Source organism: Bacillus sp. GC_Bacil_1 (genome assembly GCF_026540675.1).
In the GTDB taxonomy this organism is placed as follows: domain Bacteria; phylum Bacillota; class Bacilli; order Bacillales; family Bacillaceae_G; genus Bacillus_A; species Bacillus_A cereus.
Genome location: NZ_JALNUG010000002.1, coordinates 319290 through 338476, shown reverse-complemented (window position 1 = coordinate 338476; position 19187 = coordinate 319290). Strand labels below are relative to the sequence as shown.

Below are 19187 nucleotides of genomic sequence, written 5' to 3'. Positions count from 1 at the left end.
GTATTCGTATAACAAAGAGGGAGTGGGATATATGTTTATCGAAACGAAAACATTTACAGTAAAAGAAGGTACATCAAATATAGTTGTAGAACGTTTCACTGGAGAAGGTATTATTGAAAAATTTGAAGGCTTCATCGATTTAAGTGTTCTTGTGAAAAAAGTAAGACGCGGCGACGAAGAAGTTGTCGTAATGATTCGCTGGGAATCTGAAGAAGCATGGAAAAACTGGGAAACAAGTGAAGAACATTTAGCTGGGCATAGAGCAGGCCGTGGTAAACCAAAACCAGATCATATTATTAATGTGGATCATGCAGTTTATTATGTAAAATCATCGAAAGCGGCTTATCAGCAGTCGTAATATATAAGTAGAGGATACATGTTGTAGAAGCAAACATGTATCCTCTTTTTTATTACTGGGGGGATGTAAATGATAGGAAATCTTTCATTCATTAAAAAAATGTTCTAGGATATAGAAAAAAATATTAGACTTATAAAGCATAGTCTTAGATGGAACGCTTGAATATCTTGCCTTACATATTTAAGGGTTATGAAAATGAGTCTATATCCCTTCTGTTTAAAAGGAGATGAGTACATGAAGCTGAATCATTTAAATTTATGTGTTGATGACTTATCAGAAGCGAGACATTTCTTTGAAACATTTTTTGATTTTCAATTTTTGGAACAAAAAGGGAAAGCACTTGTAGTTATGAGTGATGAGAGTGGATTTATACTTGTGCTAAGTGATCCAAAAGCATTTAAAGGGAATAAGGAAGTTACGTATCCGGAAGCTTTTCATATTGGTTTTTTAGTGGAAACTACAAATGAAGTGGATCAAGCGTATAATCGTTTAGTAGCAGGCGGCATTGAAATAGATAAGGAACCTTATTCGATGCGAGGTAGTAGTTATGGTTTTTATTTTACAGTATTTAATGGCTTATTAATTGAAGTGTCTTGTCTTGATTATAGAGAAGGTAAGAAAATTTCAAAGCTTAATAGTAATCACCAAGAGTAATCATTTGAAGGTGTATATTTAGCCCCTTATCCAGTTTGGAAAGGGGCTTGTTTATTTTATTACCTTATTTATCTTACTATTTGTGGATTGATTATAGTCTCACCTTATTTGTCTATCTGAATTTCAAATTCAAGCACAGCTTGATCTTTCCTAAACGGCATACTGAGTTCTTTAAATCGTAAGCTTATTCCAGACAAATTATCAGGAAGGACAGGAGATATAACGAATTGATGATTCATATGTCCATCGGTGCCGCCACCACCTTCTGACCAGCAATCGTATGTATCATCTATTGATAATTGGAAGAAACTATGAGGCTTATTTTCAATAAAATCTTCATCCGTGGAATCCCAATCGCTATATAAATAAACTACACTAGCATTTGCATATTGCCGAATAAAAGTTACAGTATACATGACGCCATTATGTTCATAAGTTTTAAAAACAGGTACATGTTTTTTGAAGCCAGTTGGTTCAACGCGAGGTTTAAATTCTTCTTCATCCATCATGGAAGAGAATAATGAGTTTAGATAGTCTGGATAAAATTCGTATTGCTTAGCCCATTTATAAATCGCTTCATCATGTGGAAAACCTGGGTCATCACCTGAAAGTTCTTTTCGTTCTTTTAATAGGGCGCAAATTTTTTCATCAATAGAGTATAAGCGTTCATCGTAATGATCGGTAGGACGTTCGAAAGTTATTCTTCGCATAATCATTCCTCCTTTACTTTATTTTAACAAAAAAGACAGACTAATAAATAGTCTGTCTTTTCACATTAATTCTTCACATCATCATAAAGTTCAAGTGCCTCTTTCACATTCAATCCATTTTTCACAATGCCATGTATTGCTTGGATCATCGCAGCTGGGTGCTCAGATTGCCATATGTTTCGGCCCATGTCTACTCCAATTGCTCCTTCTTGCAATGCATTGTACGTAATGTTTAATGCGTCTTCAATTGAATCTAGTTTTGGGCCGCCCGCGATGACGACTGGGGCAGGGCATGTGCTCGTTATTTTTTCGAATCCTTCGCAGTAATACGTTTTAATAATATCAGCACCCATTTCAACACATACGCGGGAAGCAAGTGCTAGAAAGCGAGCTTCACGTTTTTGTAATTCCTTTGCGACTGCGGTAATGCCTAGTACTGGTAGGCCGTAATCATGAGCTTCAGAAACTACATTTGCGAGATTTGTAACAGTTTGTGTTTCATAGTCTGATCCGACAAAAACAGAAACGCCAACGCCAATTGCGTTTTGCTTCACTGCTTCCTTCACAGGTGTAACAATTGTTTCATTCGCTAAATCTTTACCGACGACAGTAGCGCCACCGGATACACGCATAACCATCGGTGTGCTGCAGTTTTCAGGAATGCAGGAGCTAAGTACACCGCGTGTTAAAAAGAGGGAGTCTGTATAAGGAAGTAAGTTTTTAACTGTTTCAAGTGGTTGTTCTAGCCCGTGAATTGGCCCTAAAAAGTAGCCGTGATCTATTGCTAACATAACCGCTCTACCATCAGGTAAAATTGTATTTAATCGATTTTTAAATCCCCAAGTCATTCAAAATCACTCCTTCGTTAATGTTGGATTTTCCGTTTGTACCGTATCTTTATTTGGTAAATGTGGTGACTTTATAAAAACAGCTTTAAAAGGTTTGTCAGAATGGTTAATTAGATAGTGAGATTCATGAGGGCGAACTTGCAGGACATCACCTTGTTTAATCGGAACTCTTTCGTTATTTACATAGAAGTCTATTTCACCTTCTAACGCATAAAAAACTTCTTCACACGTTGTATGGTAATGATTTTGAAACTCTTGCCCAGGCTGAATGACAACAAGACCAAGATCAATATTCGGGCCTTGTATTAAATATTTCGGCCCGTTATCACCGAAGCGATAGGAGAAATCATTTTCATTCGCTTTTAACATACAGTTCACTCCTTTATGTAAATGAGTTACAGTGCACCTGGCGCAATCCACATATGTGTTGTAAGTCCTTTATCAGCTAAAGCGAGCTGACTGCTATACACGGTTTTCCATGTTTCATAGAATTCCTTGTATAGCTCGTGATTTTCAGTGATTGGTTCAAATATATTTTCCCACTGTACAAATTGTTCGGCAGTCTCTTCCATAGATGTATATATGCCAGCGCCAACTCCAGCAGCAATTGCAGTTCCTAAAGCAGCTGCTTCTTTCACAACGGGTACTTTTATAGGAATGCCGAGTACGTCTGATAGAATTTGTGGCCATAGTTTCCCTTTAGCGGCACCGCCAGCAAAAATGACTTCAGAAGGGAATGTACCAGTAAGATTTTCAATTAGTTTTAAGTTTCCAAGTGTAACGAAGGCCGCATTTTCTTCAATAGCACGGAACATTTCTTTTTTTCCGCATTTGTCAGCGTCTAAACTTAAATTTAAGAATGAAGGTGCGGCATGACGCCAAGAAATGTAGTTCATAACGTTTGAAAAAGTAGGGATAATACCATATGAACCGACAGGTACGTCTTTCGCTTGTTCTTCTAATAATTCATAAGCGTCTAAACCGAGTTTTTCAGCGAGCTTTTTTTCTTCTTGGCAAAAAGCGTCTCGAAACCAACGCATAACGAGGCCAGGGAAAAAGGCAATCGTTTCATATTGCCAAAGGTTCGGAACGACGTGACAATTTACTCGAATTGCCGCATTTGGATCCGTTGTTGACTCTGTAATATTCACTTCCTGTTGCCAAAAGCTGCCGCCGCATATTAAAGTTTGATTTGGTTTTACGACTCCAGTCCCGAGTGCTGCCATTTGAGCATCACCGCCGCCAGCGACGACAGGAATTCCTTCAAGTAAACCAGTTAGTGCTGCACACTCTTTTGTAACATTACCAATCACAGTGCCAGCTTCATTTACTTTTGGTGAAAATGGCAAAGATATACCACACTCTTTAGCGACATTGTTATCCCAATTTCTATTTTGTAAATCAAAGATTCCAGACGTACAACCGTTGGAAGGATCGATTTGCAGTACGCCGCTTAATTTATACAAAATCCAATCATTTAACATCGTAAAGGAGTGAATATTGTTGTAGACGTCTGGTTCATGTTTTTTAATCCAAAGTAGACGTGGTAAAGCACCCAATGAAAAAGTTTGCCCAGATTTTCTGTATAAATCTTCTTCAAGATGTGAGCGGATTTCTTTTAGCTCACTAACTTCAGCGGATGCACGGCCATCAACATTTGCACATGCCCATATTTCTTGCCCATTTTTATCATATAAAACAAAACCTTCTCGCATACTTGTAGCGCTAATAGCTTGAATAGAAGAGGGAAGTATATTACTTTTTTGCAGAACTTCTTTCGTACACTGTTGTACAAGTTGCCAGTTTTCTTTTACATCAAAATTCATAGAACCGGGGTAACGAGGATCAGTTTTATGAACCCATTCCTTTTGGCTTACTGCAATTTGATTGCCATGTAAATCAAAAAGAACAGCTCGAATGCTTCCTGTACCAGCATCGAAAGCTAATAAAGTAGACATTAAGAATCACCTTCCTTTCTTAATAAGGAGAGCGCAGTTTCTTCATCAGTAATTAATGTATGAATAAATTTCCCTTTTAAAGCCCCATAAATGGCATCTATCTTTTGTGTACCTCCAGCCACACCAATGACATGCTTCATGTTGCGAAGAATCATAAGTGGTGTGCCAATTAGACGATTATGATGCGAGAGCTCTAATAACTCACCATTCGTATTATAAAACTGTCCTAAAATATCGCCCGCCCCGTTTTGACTTCGAATATATGTCATTTCACGTAGCGTTAATTTTTCTTCTTTTACAATTGTAGCGTCTTGAGATAACCCGCCAATACCGACAACTGCTGTATGTGCAAGTGAAGCGACATGAAGCATATCTTTCACACTTGGTTCTGATAAAATACTTCGTGCCATTTCAGTAGAAGATGCTAGAAAAGGAGTAGGAATAATATGAAGATCACCTTGCATGTAGTGTAAATAGTTTTGTTTTCTTGAAAGATAGTGGTTTACTCCGCCTGTTAGCGTTACGAATGAAAGATTAATAGAACTTTCAAAATGAATGTTTTCTAGCATTTTACTTATCGTTTCACCCCAGCCGATGCCGAGTAAATCACCTTGTTGGAGATGAGTCTCTAAATATTGTGCAGCGGCTTTTCCGAGAGAAGTAGCATAATTGTTTATTGGAGTAGGGATAATGAAAGCATCTTTTAAGTGGAACTTTTTCATTAAGTCACGTTCAATGCTCAAGCAATGCAAACCGGTTCCTTTTACGTGAAATGTAACGATACCTTCACTGCGTGCCTTATCTAATAACCGGACGACTTTATTTCTTGAAATATGAAGAAGTGAAGCAATCTCTTGTTGTGTTAATTGATCTTTATAATAGTACCAGGCTACTTTAGTTAATAAATTTTCTTCAAAGTTCAGCTGTGACATACTCTTCATCCCTTTCAACAATTGACCAATGCTTAAACATATGTGTCACATATTTTGTTTATTCCAGTTGAAACGATTAATAGTACATTGAAAAAAGTGTTCTAGATATGAAAAAAGGAATATACAATGCTACAAAACAAGTAGAACAAATAATCATTTTCTCAAAAAATGTTCTGGGTAAAGGCAGGTGACATCATGTGGAGAATGTGCCCTTATTACAAGTGAAGAAAATGAGTAAGGCGTTTTCGAATCAACTTGTGCTAAAGGAAGTGAACTTACAAGTAGAGCATGGTGATATATACGCTTTAGTTGGTGGAAATGGCGCCGGGAAATCGACATTAATGAAAATATTAACGGGGTTATATTCGTATGATAGTGGAGAAATGTATGTGAAAGGAAAGAGACAGCAGTTTGCAAATCCAAAAGAAGCACACCAAGAAGGGATTTATTTAATACCACAAGAACCGCTCATTTTTCCTCATATGACCATTGAAGAAAATATATGTATTGGATTAGAGGGGAATAGAAAGAAACTAAAAGTAAAAGTTCAGCAATTAATTAACAGTTTAAGTTGGGATATTGATCTTAATGAACAGGGAGGATCGTTATCCATTGCGCAGCAACAGTTAGTAGAAATCATTAGAGGATTAATACGAGACGCTGAGATTCTTATTTTAGATGAGCCAACATCGACATTAACAACTCATGAAATTAAGAGTCTTTTTGTGCTGATGAAAAGCTTGCAAGAAAAAGGAATTGGGATGATTTATATTACGCATCGTTTTCCAGAAATCTTTGAAATTGCAAACAAAGTAGCAATACTACGTGATGGAATGGTTGTAAGCCAAGGTGATGTATGTGACTATACATATGACATGCTGATGGAAGGACTATTGCCAAAAGGATATAAACAGAAAGAGAAAATAGAAGTAGTTCAAGAGACAGCAAAGACGAAAAAAATATTAGAAGTGGTTGATATAAATGGTCACGCATTCGAAAATATATCATTCACTGTACATGCGGGAGAGGTTGTAGGTGTTGCTGGCATTATAGGATCTGGCAGAACGGAATTAGCAGAAGCGATATTTGGATTGAAAACTATAAAATCAGGGTCTATCTTATTAGATGGAAAATCAATTGATACGTGTTCTTTGCATAAAAGGCTAGACGAAGGACTAGTTTATGTGCCAGAGGATAGGGCGAGGAATGGAATTTTCTCAATTGCTTCTGTTAAAGAAAATATTTCAGCAGCAAGTTTACAGCAAAATAATCGCTTTTTTATAAATCAAGAAAAAGAAAGCGCTTTAGTTAATTTGTTTATAGAACAATTCCGAATTGTTGTACAGAATATGAATGAAGAACTCGCATCTTTATCGGGAGGAAATCAGCAAAAAGTCGTACTTGCGAAGTATCTCGCATGTAATCCGAAAATTATTATTCTTGATGAACCGACTCGCGGAATTGATGTGAAAGCAAGGCTTGAAGTGTATGAGACGATAGAAAAAATGAAAAAGGAAGGACTTGCAATTTTATTAATCTCTTCAGATGTTGAAGAAATTGTTCAATTAGTAAACCGTGTATATGTAATGAGAAATGGACGATTTGTTTCTCATATGGAAAAAGAACAACTGAGTGTGAATGAAGTTACACGCCTTGCAAACGGAGGTGTAGCGAAATGAAACGTATGTTAAAAATGCATGAAACGTCTATCATACTGTTACTACTAATGTATATAGCTATTGTAGGAATGATAAACCCTAGTTTTATTCAATTTAATTCATTATCTTTAATGATGAAATCTAGCGTTATTTTAGTCGTGCTAGCAATTGGCCAATCGTTCGTCTTATTTACGAAAAATATAGATGTATCAGTTGGTTCAAGCATGGGGTTAAGTGCAGCAGTTTGCGGAATGATGTTAACGAATGGGGATAGTGCATTCTTGTCGATATTTGTAGCTATTATACTTGGGGCCATTATCGGTTTCGTAAATGGTATTGGAGTTGCGAAGTTTCGGGTACCAGCCATTATTATGACATTAGGCATGTTAGGAATTGTTAGAGGTGCAATGTTAATTTTCACAGGCGGGAAGTGGATTGAAGATATTCCAAACGATTTTAAGCAGCTGTCATCTATCATCATTCTTGGTTTACCTATAACTGTATGGTTCGTTTTTATTATTTTACTACTACTATACTTCTTTTTAAGAAAAGTGCCATTGGGAAGATACTTTTATGCAGTAGGTGATAATGAAGATGGCGCGAGGCTTATTGGTATACCTGTTAATAAAGTGAAGATATATGCGTTTATGATTTCAGGCATAAGCGCTGCGCTCGCTGGTTGCATATTTGTTATGAATATCGGGTTCGTCCCAAATCAAACAGGTACAGGATTAGAATTACAAGTAATCGCAGCCGCTGTACTAGGAGGAATTCATTTAAAAGGAGGAACAGGTTCTATATTTGGAGCTGCATTAGGAGCGTTATTTTTAGAAACAATAAGCAGCTCACTCGTCTTTTTAAAAATACCGGCATTTTGGAATAATGCCATTTCAGGCTTTTTATTATTACTCATCATCATATTAGATAGTGTTATGAAAAAGTGGAAGGCAAAAAGGAGGATGAATCTATGAAGTATTTATATAGATGGGAAGGGGTTCTAATTGTATTACTTCTTATAGAATTCATCCTTTTTAGTTTTATAAATAGTGATTTCTTAAATATTAGTAATCTCCTTTTTAGTACAAATGATTTCCTATTTATCGCAATTGCGGCGATACCAATGACTTTCGTTATTGTAACAGGAGGAATTGATGTATCGGTCGGATCAATAATGGGGCTCACTTCGATCTTGATTGGTGTACTTTGGATGAACGGAATACCTATTTTGTTTGCTGTCATAATCGCCCTAATAATTAGTTGTTTAGCAGGAGCTTTAAATGGACTCATTATAAAAATGACAGATGTAGAACCACTAGTCGTTACACTCGGAACGATGTTTTTATACGGAGGAATTGCGCTTGTCATTTCAGGAGGGGCGGGTGCTTCTGGATATGAAGGGATAAGCGGTTTACCTGATACTTATGTAAAACTAGCAAATGGTAGTTTTATAGGAATACCCAATTTATTATGGTTACTTATTTCATTAACAATTGTATACACAATTTTGTTTCACCGAACGATATATGGACGCTACGTAAAATTAACAGGTGCGAATGAAAATACAGCAAAATACACCGGGATTAAGACGAAGAAAGTAGTAATCATTGCTTACATACTTTCTGGGTTAGGAGGTGGATTAGGGGGAGTTTTCTTAACTGCATATTTCGGTTCTGCACGTGCTGATATAGGAAGTGAAACAATATTACCAATCATTACAGCAGTCGTATTAGGCGGGACACTTATTACAGGTGGAAAAGGAAGTATTTTCGGTACTGTACTTGCAAGTATTTTTATAGGCCTTATGCAATATGGCCTACAAATGACAGGCTTAACAAATGAACAATCAAATGTCGTAATAGGTATTATCCTTATTCTTTCAGTTATTATGAGACATTTCAAATTACATCAATTTTTAGCGGGGAAAAGACAGAGTTGGCATAAGGGGGAAATGTCATGAAGAGAAAACTAGGGATTGTATTGATTGTATGTATTTGTTTAATAGGTTTAATCGCTTGTTCTAGTCAAACGGCAGATAAGAAAAAAGCGGATGATGTGAAATTTGCATTTATCCCGAAATTAACTGGAGTTGGCTTCTTTACATCGGGCGGTGAAGGAGCAAAGGAGATGGGAGATAAGCTAGGCGTACAAGTGAAATATGATGGGCCGTCTGAAGCGAGTGTATCAGGGCAAGTAAAGTATATAAATAATTTTATTAACCAAAATTATGATGCACTTATGGTTTCCTCTACATCAGTTGATGGTTTATCGCAATCATTGCAACGTGCTAAGAAAAAAGGAATGACTGTCTTAACGTGGGATTCTGATGTGAATCCCAAAGACCGTTCTTTTTATATAAGTCAAGGGACACCAGACCAACTTGCTAACTTATTAATTGAAATGACTTCCAAGCAAATTGGAGATAAAGGGAAAGTAGCGTTCTTTTATTCTAGTCCAACAGTAACGGATCAAAACCAATGGGTAACGAAAGCGAAAGAAATTATTAAAAAGAAATATCCGAACTGGGAAATTGTAACGACGCAGTACGGTGAAAATAACGCACAAAAATCTTTATCCGTAGGGGAGAACATATTAAAAACGTATCCAGATATTAACGCAGTTATTTGTCCAGATGCAACAGCACTCCCAGCCATGGCGCAAGCAGCTGAAAACTTAAAAATGGATAAAAAAGTAGTGGTAACTGGATTTTCTACACCGAACGTTATGCGTGATTATGTAAAACGAGGAACAGTACAACAATTCGGATTATGGGATGTCAAACAGCAAGGTGCGTTGGCAACTTATGTAGCAAATGAGATTGTTGTAAAAGGAAAGAAGTTAAAAGTAGGGGATAGCTTTGAAGTAAAAGGAATCGGAAAAGTGAAAGTAGAGCCAAACTCCATTCAAGGATATGATTATGAGGCAGAAGGAAACGGAATTATCGTATTGCCAGAACGAGTTGTATTTACGAAAGATAATATTGATAAGTATAATTTTTAGTAGACAAAAAAAACGTCCGAATATATCGGACGTTTTTTTTATTTCTTCATTAATTATGAACAGTTTCTTTTTCGTTTAATCCAAGTGTACGACCAGTCGAAGTGTGAAGATCTTGGAACAATCTTGGATTTTCAGTTAGTGAAATGCCATATGAAGGAATCATTTCTTTTATTTTTTCTTCCCATTCTACCATGCGGCTTGGGAAACATTTTTCTAATACTTCAAGCATGACGTGAACAGCAGTAGAAGCACCTGGTGATGCACCTAGTAATGCGGCGATTGAGCCGTCAGCTGCACTTACTACTTCTGTACCAAATTGAAGTGTTCCTTTACCGCCAGCATCAGTATCTTTAATTACTTGTACACGTTGTCCAGCAACTACAATATCCCAATCTTCACTTTTCGCGTTCGGAATGAATTCGCGTAATTCTTCCATACGTTTTTCGTGCGATAACATAACTTGCTGAATTAAGTATTTTGTAAGTCCCATTTCTTTTACACCAGCAGCTAACATCGTTAAGACGTTATTCGGTTTTACAGAACCGATTAAGTCAAGATTTGAACCAGTTTTTAAGAATTTAGGTGAAAAGCCTGCGAATGGTCCAAACAGTAAAGCTTTTTTATTGTCTATATATCTCGTATCTAGATGAGGTACAGACATTGGCGGAGCGCCAACTTTAGCTTTACCGTACACTTTCGCATGATGCTGCTCTACAACTTTTTGGTTTTTACATACCATAAATAGTCCACTTACCGGGAATCCACCGATATGCTTTGATTCAGGGATACCAGTCTTTTGAAGTAGAGGTAGACTACCGCCACCGCCGCCAATAAAGACGAATTTAGCAGTATGATGCTCAATTTTACCACTATTCATATCGTGTACTTTCACGTCCCACAAACCATTTTTCGTGCGCTTAATATTTTCAACACTATGCTTGTAGTTTAGCTCGACATTTTTTGTTTTTAAGTAATCAAACAACATACGTGTTAATGCACCGAAGTTAACATCTGTTCCAGAGTCAATCTTCGTTGCCGCCATCGATTCATTAGATGTGCGGCCTTCCATAATGAGTGGAAGCCATTTTTTTAATGTTTCAGGAGCATCGGAAAATTCCATACCTTGAAACAGTGGATTTTTTGAAAGCGCTTCAAAACGGTTTTTTAGAAACTCAACATTTTTTTCCCCTTGTACTAAACTCATATGAGGTAGTGGCATAATAAAATCTTGTGGATTACGAATTAATTTGCTCTTTACAAGATATGCCCAAAATTGTCTTGAAAGCTGGAATTGCTCATTCACTTTTACAGCCTTACTAATATCTATAGATCCGTCAGGTTTTTCGGAAGTATAGTTCAGTTCGCATAGCGCAGAATGCCCTGTACCTGCATTATTCCATTCGTTAGAGCTTTCTTCCCCGGCACTTGCGAGTTTTTCAAAAACTTTAATTTCCCATTCTGGTGCTAATTCTTTTAGTAATGAGCCTAACGTTGCACTCATAATTCCTGCACCAATTAAGATAACGTCTGTTTTTTGCTGCATGTTGCTCATGATAATCTCTCCATCCCCTATATTGGCAAAAAAGTGTAGGTGTTTTCTATGTCTAAGCCGTAAAAGAGAAACACCGCCTAGGCCCCACCTAGGTGTATACCTTTTTTGTCTCAATTATATAACCATCTCATACTCTATTATAATAATTAATAGACTAAAATATCTAGTGTTATCTGATAATTTTAAACTATTTAACGTTTTATTCGCTAAAAATCTTATTTAACAAGCTCTTTTAAGGTGATAAATAGAAAAAAATTACAGTTTGAAATTATCTCGAAAAAGCTTACGTATCCTTAAGTGACTAAATCGAGTACCTTTTTATAGGATTATTCTTTCTGTAATGGTAAGATTATTCTGAAAAATAAAAAGGAGGGACTCTAATGTGTACAAAAGAACAAATTTCAAACTTATTTCGAAACTTTTCAATAAAGGAATGTAAAGGGTCAAGTGATTTATATGAATATTTATCAATGAAAATTGCTGAAGATGAGGAAGTACTTACACTATCGTCCTGTGCTCAGGTAGGTCAACCAGTCCCAAACTTACTATTAGGTGCAGTACATTATTTATTGTTAGCAGGGAAAGAACATCATTTAAAAACGTATTATAGTAGTTTAGTTGAAAATGCCGATACAAATTTAAATAAAGCTTTTGATCATTTTAAAGATTTCTGTAAAGAGTACCGAGAAGAAATCATTACATTGTTACAAACGAAACTCGTTCAAACGAATGAAGTAAGACGGTGTGCATACTTATACCCAAGTTTCTGCTACATATTTAACAAAGTGAAGAAGCCGTTAGCGTTAATTGAAATTGGGACAAGTTCTGGGTTGCAACTGTTCTGGGACCAATATAGTTATTCGTACGGGACGGATGAAATGTACGGAAATATAAATTCAAATGTGCATGTAACTTCTGAAATAAGAGGGGAGAATGTACCGCATTTTCTAAAAGAAGGCCCATCTGTCGTAGAAAGAATCGGACTGGACTTACATGTGAATGATTTACATAATGAGGAAGATTATTTATGGTTACGTGCTTTAATTTGGCCAGAACATAAAGAAAGGCTTGAGATGTTTGATCAAGCTGCATCTTTAGTAAAAAATGAATCTGTCCAATTCATAGAAGGAGACGGTGTAGAGCTATTATCATCTATTATTGAACAAATAAGTGAAGAAGCTGTTATTTGTATTTTCCATACACACGTCGCAAATCAAATACCAGAACAAGTAAAACATAAGTTAGAAAAACAAATACAAGAAATTGGCGCAAAACGTGATGTATTCCACCTTTATAACAACATGTGGGATCGTGACCTTCATATTGATTATTATATTAACGGAAACGAATATCGTGAAACGGTTGGAGAAACAGAAGGGCATGGGAAATGGTTTAGCTGGAAGATTGGAAATGAGACGCCTATTTAGATTAATAGGGGCGCCCTCACTTGTAAAAGGTGGGGCCATAGGCTCAATCATGGACTAAATGGTTAAGGAAATAAATTTATTAGTAACATACAAAAAATGCTTCGGAGAAATCCTAAGCATTTTTTGAATTACATTTAAACCCCATAATGGATCATGTACTTCTGTTCTGCTGCGGCTTGTACAATTTTTGAAGCTAACTCATTCAGCTCATCATATTTTCTGAAGAACTTTGAAGATGTAACTGTTTCATAGAAAATTGCTAATGATTCAGGCGGGATAATTGTAATACCGTAATGAGCTAAACCGTGTTCTTGATTTTTGACTGTATGAAAGTAGGTTTTCATAATTGATAAATTTCGATTTAAGCTACTGATAATATCATCATCAACAGAAATACAATGATATTTCTCTGGTGTATAATCTTCGTAATTTTTTTGAGAAGTAAAATCGTCAATTATTCCAAAATCATGGACACATGCCATCATTATCATCCTTTCAGCTTTAATAAAGTGAGTTCTATTAAAGTAAAATGGTCATTCGTTTAAGTGTAATAGAAATAGTTATGTAGTTCATAAAATATCTTCGGTTCTTCTTCGTGAAGACAGTTTATTTATCGATAAACTCATCGGGAGCCCAAGTGGCGATTTCATTCCCAGGTGCAGCGACTACAAGCCATTGCTCACATAGAACACCAGATTGCCAACATTCATAATAATCATGAAAACCATTTACAAAAATAATTTGTCCACTCTCTAATGTAATAATTAAATGAGGGCTTTCTAAGCCGAGTCGTATATCGGTAACTTTTTGTCTTCTTATCTTAAATATTCTTTCATATTCTTCTTCCTCAGAATAAACTTCAAATTCATCTTCATTTAATGGGTATCTTTTTTGAGGTTTATTAAATAAACACCATTTGGATTCGATATTGATATATAATTGTCCGTCATAATCAACTGAGTCGTGAAAGTTTGTGAAATGAATCTTTATAGCGGCTGGAGAAATACCAAATTGTAATCCATCAACTTGTGATCCGATGAATAGATTTTCCAACACTTTTTCAGCGTAAATTTTATCTTCTTGATTCATTCTTGAAATCCTCTTTTTCTTAAAAATATACCTTATATTTTTATTGTAATAAATAAATTTTCATGTAAAATGAACCTTTTGTGAAAAACGAGCGAATATAGTGTGAAAGATTACGAGAGGGGAACGAAACTTTGGATGAAGTACAATTAAAAGAATGGCTATATAAAAGAAAGTATGTTGCCCAAAAAAGAGTTTGAGAAAGTGTTACTTTGGATTGTTGAATAGATATTTAGCAAAAAAAGTAACTAATAATTATATTATGTAAACTTAGTTTATAAAACACCCATTTAAAAAATGGATGTTTTATATTTTGATATACTAGGTGGAATATATAGTTTAAAAAAGCGGAATACTTTGCGGAAAGTTAAAGACATTTTTCGGATCATATTTTGCTTTTACTTCCATTAATCGGTCAAAGTTGCAACTGAAGTATGCATCTGGCCAATTTTTAATGGATAGGTCAGGAGTATTAACATAGACACCTTTTGTAAATGGAAGCATTGCCAAACGGAAGTCTTCAACCCATCGAATACTTCCGCCAGCACCTTCTGGTTGCTCCCAAGTAGCGAATATTGACATGTTTGATAGTGCTTTTCGGTAAAAGTAAGCAGTCGCCTCATTTGGCACCTCAGCAACAGCACCGCCTAATCCGTGGAAAAATACGGAGGTGGTGGAAAAGGGAGGTGCATTATTAATAAAGTGATCGATAATGGATAGTCCTTCTTCTGGTAATAGTTCATATACATATGGACCAACACTTTTAAATGGTAAAGGTGTTGCAGGTTGCTTCTCAGCTATTTTCGCTGCTGCTTCTGCCCATGGTATTTCTTCGATAGTTACTTGCAGTGGTGAACCGGCTTCTAGTAATGGCTGTAGTAGCGACTGCAATTCTTGTACAGAACCGAGAAATACACCTTGCATTAATAATGATGGTTCTAATCCTGCAAACATAAAAAGAGTAGTTGTAAGTCGTTTATTAGCGCAAGGTAGCGTATATTCTTGCCAAGAGGTTAATACAGGTTTTAAATCTGATATCCCCCAGCTTATTTCTGCAAATCCTACCGTATTAATTTTATGTGTTCGAAACTTAAACGAAGTACATATTCCAAAGTTACCACCACCAGCACCGCGCGAAGCCCAATAGAGATCGGAGTTACACTTGGCGTTAGCGCGTATTATACAACCATTCGCGTCTACCATTTCTAATTCAAGTAAATGATCGAGAGTTAATCCAAACGGACGAGAGAGAATACTATGTCCGCCACCTAAAGTAACACCTGCAATCCCGGGAGTAGGACAAACACCACTCGGCACAACTAATCCTTCAGCTGCAAGTGTTTCAATTAAAGAAATATTTCTCCATCCAGTCCCGATAGTTACAGTTCCATTATTGTGATCTATTTCTAATTGCTTCATTTCACTTACATCAATTACAAGACCAGCATTACTGACGGATAATGCCTCATAATTATGACGTCCAGAGCGCATGCGTATAGGAACGTTATGTAGCCTTGACCAGCGAACAGCGTTTACTACATCCTGCGTATTTTGAGCAAAAATAATGATTAACGGAAATTTGTTGAAGAATGTATTGAATTCTTCACGCGCTGAATTATAATCAGGATCATTAGGTGTAACGATACGACCAGTAAGTTCAATTTTTTGATTATTCATTTCAGTCATCTCTCCTTGACGTGAAATATTTATAATGTGGAAATACAGAACATAAAGAAGAACTGACAATACTTTATAAGTAAATGAATAAAGGAAAAGGATTATTCCAATAAAGAAAAAGGCAGTGCTACTTAAGTAGCACTGCCTTTTTGTAATTATATGTATGTGCTCAAAATTTCCCCAGGTAATCCATCAATCTCACAAACTTTCTCCGATGTAAAACCTACGCTTAGTAAAATTTTGCGAGAAGGGATATTATTTGGATCGATCATTGCTTTTAGTAGGTTTACATCTGTTTGCTTCACTATTAAAGCTAGATGTTAATTTTTGATTATGTACGTACATACAATGTGTAATTAAGTGAATGATTAACATAGTAATTACAGAAAAGGGTGAATGAAGCATATGAATCAATTTGAGCAAATGATGTACGTTGGTATCATCATGTCTATTGTACTATCCGTAATGATTTTAGGGTCCTTATATTATAATCCTCGACTTTCATTAACTGATTATCCAAAAGATATTCAAAAAGTAGTTTTTCCAAAATCGATTCATGAAAAAAAGCAAACCATTTACTTTAATATTGTATACAATGCTATTCTTTTCGGTTGTCCTTTCGTTTCTACATATATATTACATAAGCATGAAAAATTATTGTATATTGATGCTTATTTACACACTTTTGGTATTTTAATGATTTTCAATTTAGTAGATTTACTTATAATTGATTGGCTAATTTTTTGCTGGATTACTCCAAGGTTTGTTGTGATTCCTAGTACGGCAGGTATGAAAGGATATAAAGATTATAAGTTTCATTTAAGAGGGGCTATAGTCGCTACTCAAATTTTAGCAATCGTAAGTTTATTTTTGGCGGGAATTGCAACAACTATTTAGTGTGAAGAAGGGCATGAAGCTTTTATAAAAGATAAGGAGATTTATAATATATAGAATTAGAAATAAGAATTTGTTAGTATTGAAGTGAGGAGTTTTAATAACAGTATATTAAGCCGTATTAATATACCGTTGCAAATGTTTTGATATTATGTAAAATTATACAATTTTACAGAGACATTTGATAAAATTCAAAAAAATATAATGGAGGCTAATATGAAAAAAGTAATTGGCGCAGCAACAGCAACTATTTTTGGATTGGGGGCGTTTACCACAACTGCTACCGCAGAAACAATCGTAACAGCAGATGTACTTAACGTACGTGAAAAACCGACTACAGAATCAAAAGTGGTCGAAAAAGTAAAGAATGGGCAAGAGTTAAAAGTCATCAATACCGAAGATGGCTGGTCAAAAATTGAATTGAACGGTAAAGAAGTGTTTGTAAGTTCGGAGTTTACAAAAGATGTGTATCATGTAACGGCGAATTTGTTAAATGTACGTACCGAAGCAAACACAGATTCAGAAATTCTTGGCAGACTAAAAAAAGATGATGTAATTGAATCAACGCATCAAGTAAAAGACGGATGGTTGGAATTTGAGTATAAAGGAAAAATTGCTTATGCAAACGTTTCTTTCCTATCAAGTACAGCACCAACTGAAAAGAAAACTGAAGAGAAAACGAAGCAAGTAGCGAAAGTACAAAAATCAGTTAAAGAAAAGAAAGAAGTAAAGACGCAGAAAGTAGCAAAAGCGAAAGAAACAACGAAAGCACAAGAAATAGTAAAGCCTAAAGAAGAAGTAAAAGTTAAAGAAGAACCGAAAGCGCAAGAAATAGTAAAGCCTAAAGAAGAGGCAAAAGTCAAAGAAGAAGTAAAAGTTAAAGAAGAACCGAAAGCGCAAGAAATGGTAAAGCCTAAAGAAGAGGCAAAAGTTAAAGAAGAAGTAAAAGTTAAAGAAGAACCGAAAGCGCAAGAAATAGTAAAGCCTAAAGAAGAGGCAAAAGTTAAAGAAGAAGTAAAAGCAAAAGAAGAAGAAAAAGTGCAAGAAATAGCAAAAGCTAAAGAAGAAAAAGCACAAGAAATAGCAAAAGCAAAAGAAGAAGAGAAAGCAAGAGAAATAGCAAAAGCAAAAGAAGAAGAGAGAGCAAGAGAAATAGCAAAAGCAAAAGAAGAAGAGAAAGCAAGAGAAATAGCAAGAGCTAAAGAAGAAGAGAAAGCAAGAGAAATAGCAAAAGCAAAAGAAGAAGAAAAAGCAAGAGAAATAGCAAAAGCAAAAGAAGAAGAGAGAGCAAGAGAAATAGCAAAGGCTAAAGAAGAAGAGAGAGCGAAAGAAGTATCAAAAAACAACATACAGTCTGCTAAACGTGAATTAACGGTAGTAGCGACAGCGTATACTGCTGATCCAAGTGAAAATGGTACATATGGTGGACGCGTTTTAACTGCGATGGGGCATGATTTAACGGCAAATCCGAATATGAGAATTATCGCAGTTGACCCGAAAGTAATCCCATTAGGATCTAAAGTATGGGTAGAAGGTTATGGAGAAGCTATCGCTGGTGATACTGGAAGCGCAATTAAAGGTAATCGTATTGATGTATTAATGGGGTCAAAAAGTAAAGCTATGAATTGGGGAAGAAAAACTGTTAAAGTAAAAATTTTATAGTAACTATAATGATCCAAATAGAAGTCAGTTCTCTTTATTGAGGCTGGCTTTTATTTTTTTAGTGGAAGTATAATAGGATTTTTAAATGACTTATTAATAAACCTGTAATAAAACATAAAAATTGTCTCATGTTTAGAAAAACTATTAAGAATGAGGTAAGGAAGTAGAACAGAAGGTTATTGAGAAGTAGAGAAGAATAGTATGTTGAAAACGAAGGGTTAACGTATAATGAAATATATAAATCGGATCAAATCGTTTACTAAACACTTTCACTCATAATAGTGTAATTAAGTTCAAAGGATAGGTGTATTTCATGAAAGAAGTAAGAGAATATATTGAAACAAAGAAACAAGGTGTATTGGAGTTGCAAATAAAAGAAACGGAAGAAAAGCTAGGTGCTGCTTTCCCAAATCAATATAGGGATCTTATTAAATTAGTTAATAATGCTGAAATAGGGGAATGGATACTATATCCGATTAAAGATAATAGAAATGTAACGAAAACTTGGGATGATATTGTTAGACAAAACATTGACATGAGAGATGAGTCTATACCAGAAAATCTTATCATAATTGGTGACGATGGTTCAGGGGATAAATTGTGCTTTAAAATAAATAATGGAAAAATGGATGATAAAATATATATTTGGTATCACGCGGATGACGAAATGGGAGAAATATCTCCGAGTTTAAAAGAATTTATTATGGAAACTATTCAGGAAGACGATGTTTTTTAGTCTTAATTATTATCATTTTGTGAATCATTCTTATAAAG

19 protein-coding genes and 1 pseudogene are annotated in these 19187 nt (G+C 35.5%); 10 read left to right on the top strand and 10 right to left on the bottom strand.

Going from position 1 to position 19187, the window contains the following annotated elements; all coding sequences use genetic code 11:
- The first annotated feature begins 31 nt into the window (after nucleotides 1-31).
- Nucleotides 32-358: a heme-degrading monooxygenase HmoA gene (gene hmoA, locus OXT04_RS04840; RefSeq protein ID WP_000469496.1), complete on the top strand. Its 327-nt coding sequence runs from the start codon at nucleotides 32-34 to the stop codon at nucleotides 356-358.
- Between the two features lie 234 nt (nucleotides 359-592).
- Nucleotides 593-1012, top strand: a complete 420-nt coding sequence (locus OXT04_RS04835) for a VOC family protein (RefSeq protein ID WP_000773089.1) — start codon at nucleotides 593-595, stop codon at nucleotides 1010-1012.
- A gap of 104 nt (nucleotides 1013-1116) precedes the next feature.
- On the opposite strand, the gene OXT04_RS04830 is transcribed toward OXT04_RS04835, so the two are convergent.
- The 5 genes from OXT04_RS04830 to OXT04_RS04810 form a co-directional block, all read right to left on the bottom strand.
- Nucleotides 1117-1722, bottom strand: a complete 606-nt coding sequence (locus OXT04_RS04830; RefSeq protein ID WP_142306414.1) for a hypothetical protein — start codon at nucleotides 1720-1722, stop codon at nucleotides 1117-1119.
- A 65-nt stretch (nucleotides 1723-1787) separates the two neighbouring features.
- On the bottom strand, nucleotides 1788-2570 hold the full coding sequence (gene lsrF, locus OXT04_RS04825; RefSeq protein WP_000219782.1) for a 3-hydroxy-5-phosphonooxypentane-2,4-dione thiolase: 783 nt from the start codon (nucleotides 2568-2570) through the stop codon (nucleotides 1788-1790).
- Nucleotides 2571-2576: 6 nt separating this feature from the next.
- Nucleotides 2577-2939: a cupin domain-containing protein gene (locus OXT04_RS04820; protein ID WP_000909986.1), complete on the bottom strand. Its 363-nt coding sequence runs from the start codon at nucleotides 2937-2939 to the stop codon at nucleotides 2577-2579.
- Between the two features lie 26 nt (nucleotides 2940-2965).
- A complete protein-coding gene (gene lsrK, locus OXT04_RS04815) occupies nucleotides 2966-4528 on the bottom strand; it encodes an autoinducer-2 kinase (RefSeq protein WP_000105702.1) in 1563 nt (520 codons plus the stop codon).
- Nucleotides 4528-5478, bottom strand: a complete 951-nt coding sequence (locus OXT04_RS04810; protein WP_002005323.1) for a sugar-binding transcriptional regulator — start codon at nucleotides 5476-5478, stop codon at nucleotides 4528-4530. Before OXT04_RS04810 ends, lsrK begins: the two co-directional genes overlap by 1 nt.
- A gap of 179 nt (nucleotides 5479-5657) precedes the next feature.
- Here OXT04_RS04810 and OXT04_RS04805 point away from each other — a divergent pair, with 179 nt between their 5' ends.
- From OXT04_RS04805 to lsrB, 4 genes are read left to right on the top strand one after another with little or no spacing between them, the layout of a single operon-like run.
- Nucleotides 5658-7139: a sugar ABC transporter ATP-binding protein gene (locus tag OXT04_RS04805; RefSeq protein ID WP_110496969.1), complete on the top strand. Its 1482-nt coding sequence runs from the start codon at nucleotides 5658-5660 to the stop codon at nucleotides 7137-7139.
- Entirely contained in the window at nucleotides 7136-8089 is a 954-nt protein-coding gene (locus OXT04_RS04800) for an ABC transporter permease subunit (RefSeq protein ID WP_088115448.1), read from the top strand. Before OXT04_RS04805 ends, OXT04_RS04800 begins: the two co-directional genes overlap by 4 nt.
- Nucleotides 8086-9075: an ABC transporter permease gene (locus OXT04_RS04795; protein ID WP_139213292.1), complete on the top strand. Its 990-nt coding sequence runs from the start codon at nucleotides 8086-8088 to the stop codon at nucleotides 9073-9075. Before OXT04_RS04800 ends, OXT04_RS04795 begins: the two co-directional genes overlap by 4 nt.
- Nucleotides 9072-10115, top strand: coding sequence for an autoinducer 2 ABC transporter substrate-binding protein LsrB (gene lsrB / locus OXT04_RS04790; protein ID WP_000823652.1), 1044 nt, complete (start codon nucleotides 9072-9074; stop codon nucleotides 10113-10115). The genes OXT04_RS04795 and lsrB overlap by 4 nt, the downstream gene beginning before the upstream one ends.
- 49 nt (nucleotides 10116-10164) lie before the next feature.
- Here the strand turns inward: lsrB and OXT04_RS04785 are convergent, their stop codons facing one another.
- Nucleotides 10165-11667 (bottom strand): malate:quinone oxidoreductase, encoded by a 1503-nt coding sequence (locus tag OXT04_RS04785; protein ID WP_023522282.1) that lies wholly within the window; start codon nucleotides 11665-11667, stop codon nucleotides 10165-10167.
- Between the two features lie 380 nt (nucleotides 11668-12047).
- Here OXT04_RS04785 and OXT04_RS04780 point away from each other — a divergent pair, with 380 nt between their 5' ends.
- A complete protein-coding gene (locus OXT04_RS04780; RefSeq protein WP_090977735.1) occupies nucleotides 12048-13094 on the top strand; it encodes a DUF2332 domain-containing protein in 1047 nt (348 codons plus the stop codon).
- A 134-nt stretch (nucleotides 13095-13228) separates the two neighbouring features.
- On the opposite strand, the gene OXT04_RS04775 is transcribed toward OXT04_RS04780, so the two are convergent.
- The 4 genes and pseudogenes from OXT04_RS04775 to OXT04_RS04760 form a co-directional block, all read right to left on the bottom strand.
- Nucleotides 13229-13579 carry a hypothetical protein gene (locus OXT04_RS04775; RefSeq protein ID WP_003270899.1) on the bottom strand — a complete coding sequence of 117 codons (351 nt, stop codon included), beginning with the start codon at nucleotides 13577-13579 and terminating at the stop codon, nucleotides 13229-13231.
- Nucleotides 13580-13700: 121 nt separating this feature from the next.
- On the bottom strand, nucleotides 13701-14183 hold the full coding sequence (locus OXT04_RS04770) for a hypothetical protein (RefSeq protein ID WP_016512655.1): 483 nt from the start codon (nucleotides 14181-14183) through the stop codon (nucleotides 13701-13703).
- A 336-nt stretch (nucleotides 14184-14519) separates the two neighbouring features.
- Entirely contained in the window at nucleotides 14520-15857 is a 1338-nt protein-coding gene (locus OXT04_RS04765; protein ID WP_267413498.1) for an FAD-binding oxidoreductase, read from the bottom strand.
- Between the two features lie 155 nt (nucleotides 15858-16012).
- Nucleotides 16013-16165 (bottom strand): annotated as a pseudogene (locus tag OXT04_RS04760) (GNAT family N-acetyltransferase); the annotation flags it as partial.
- 97 nt (nucleotides 16166-16262) lie between these two features.
- Here OXT04_RS04760 and OXT04_RS04755 point away from each other — a divergent pair.
- The 3 genes from OXT04_RS04755 (at nucleotide 16263) to OXT04_RS04745 (ending at nucleotide 19149) form a co-directional block, all read left to right on the top strand.
- Nucleotides 16263-16754 (top strand): hypothetical protein, encoded by a 492-nt coding sequence (locus OXT04_RS04755; RefSeq protein ID WP_016512657.1) that lies wholly within the window; start codon nucleotides 16263-16265, stop codon nucleotides 16752-16754.
- 213 nt (nucleotides 16755-16967) lie between these two features.
- Entirely contained in the window at nucleotides 16968-18413 is a 1446-nt protein-coding gene (gene entB / locus OXT04_RS04750; protein ID WP_267413491.1) for a cell wall-binding protein EntB, read from the top strand.
- A gap of 313 nt (nucleotides 18414-18726) precedes the next feature.
- Nucleotides 18727-19149: an SMI1/KNR4 family protein gene (locus OXT04_RS04745; protein ID WP_097821879.1), complete on the top strand. Its 423-nt coding sequence runs from the start codon at nucleotides 18727-18729 to the stop codon at nucleotides 19147-19149.
- Nucleotides 19150-19187: the final 38 nt, after the last annotated feature.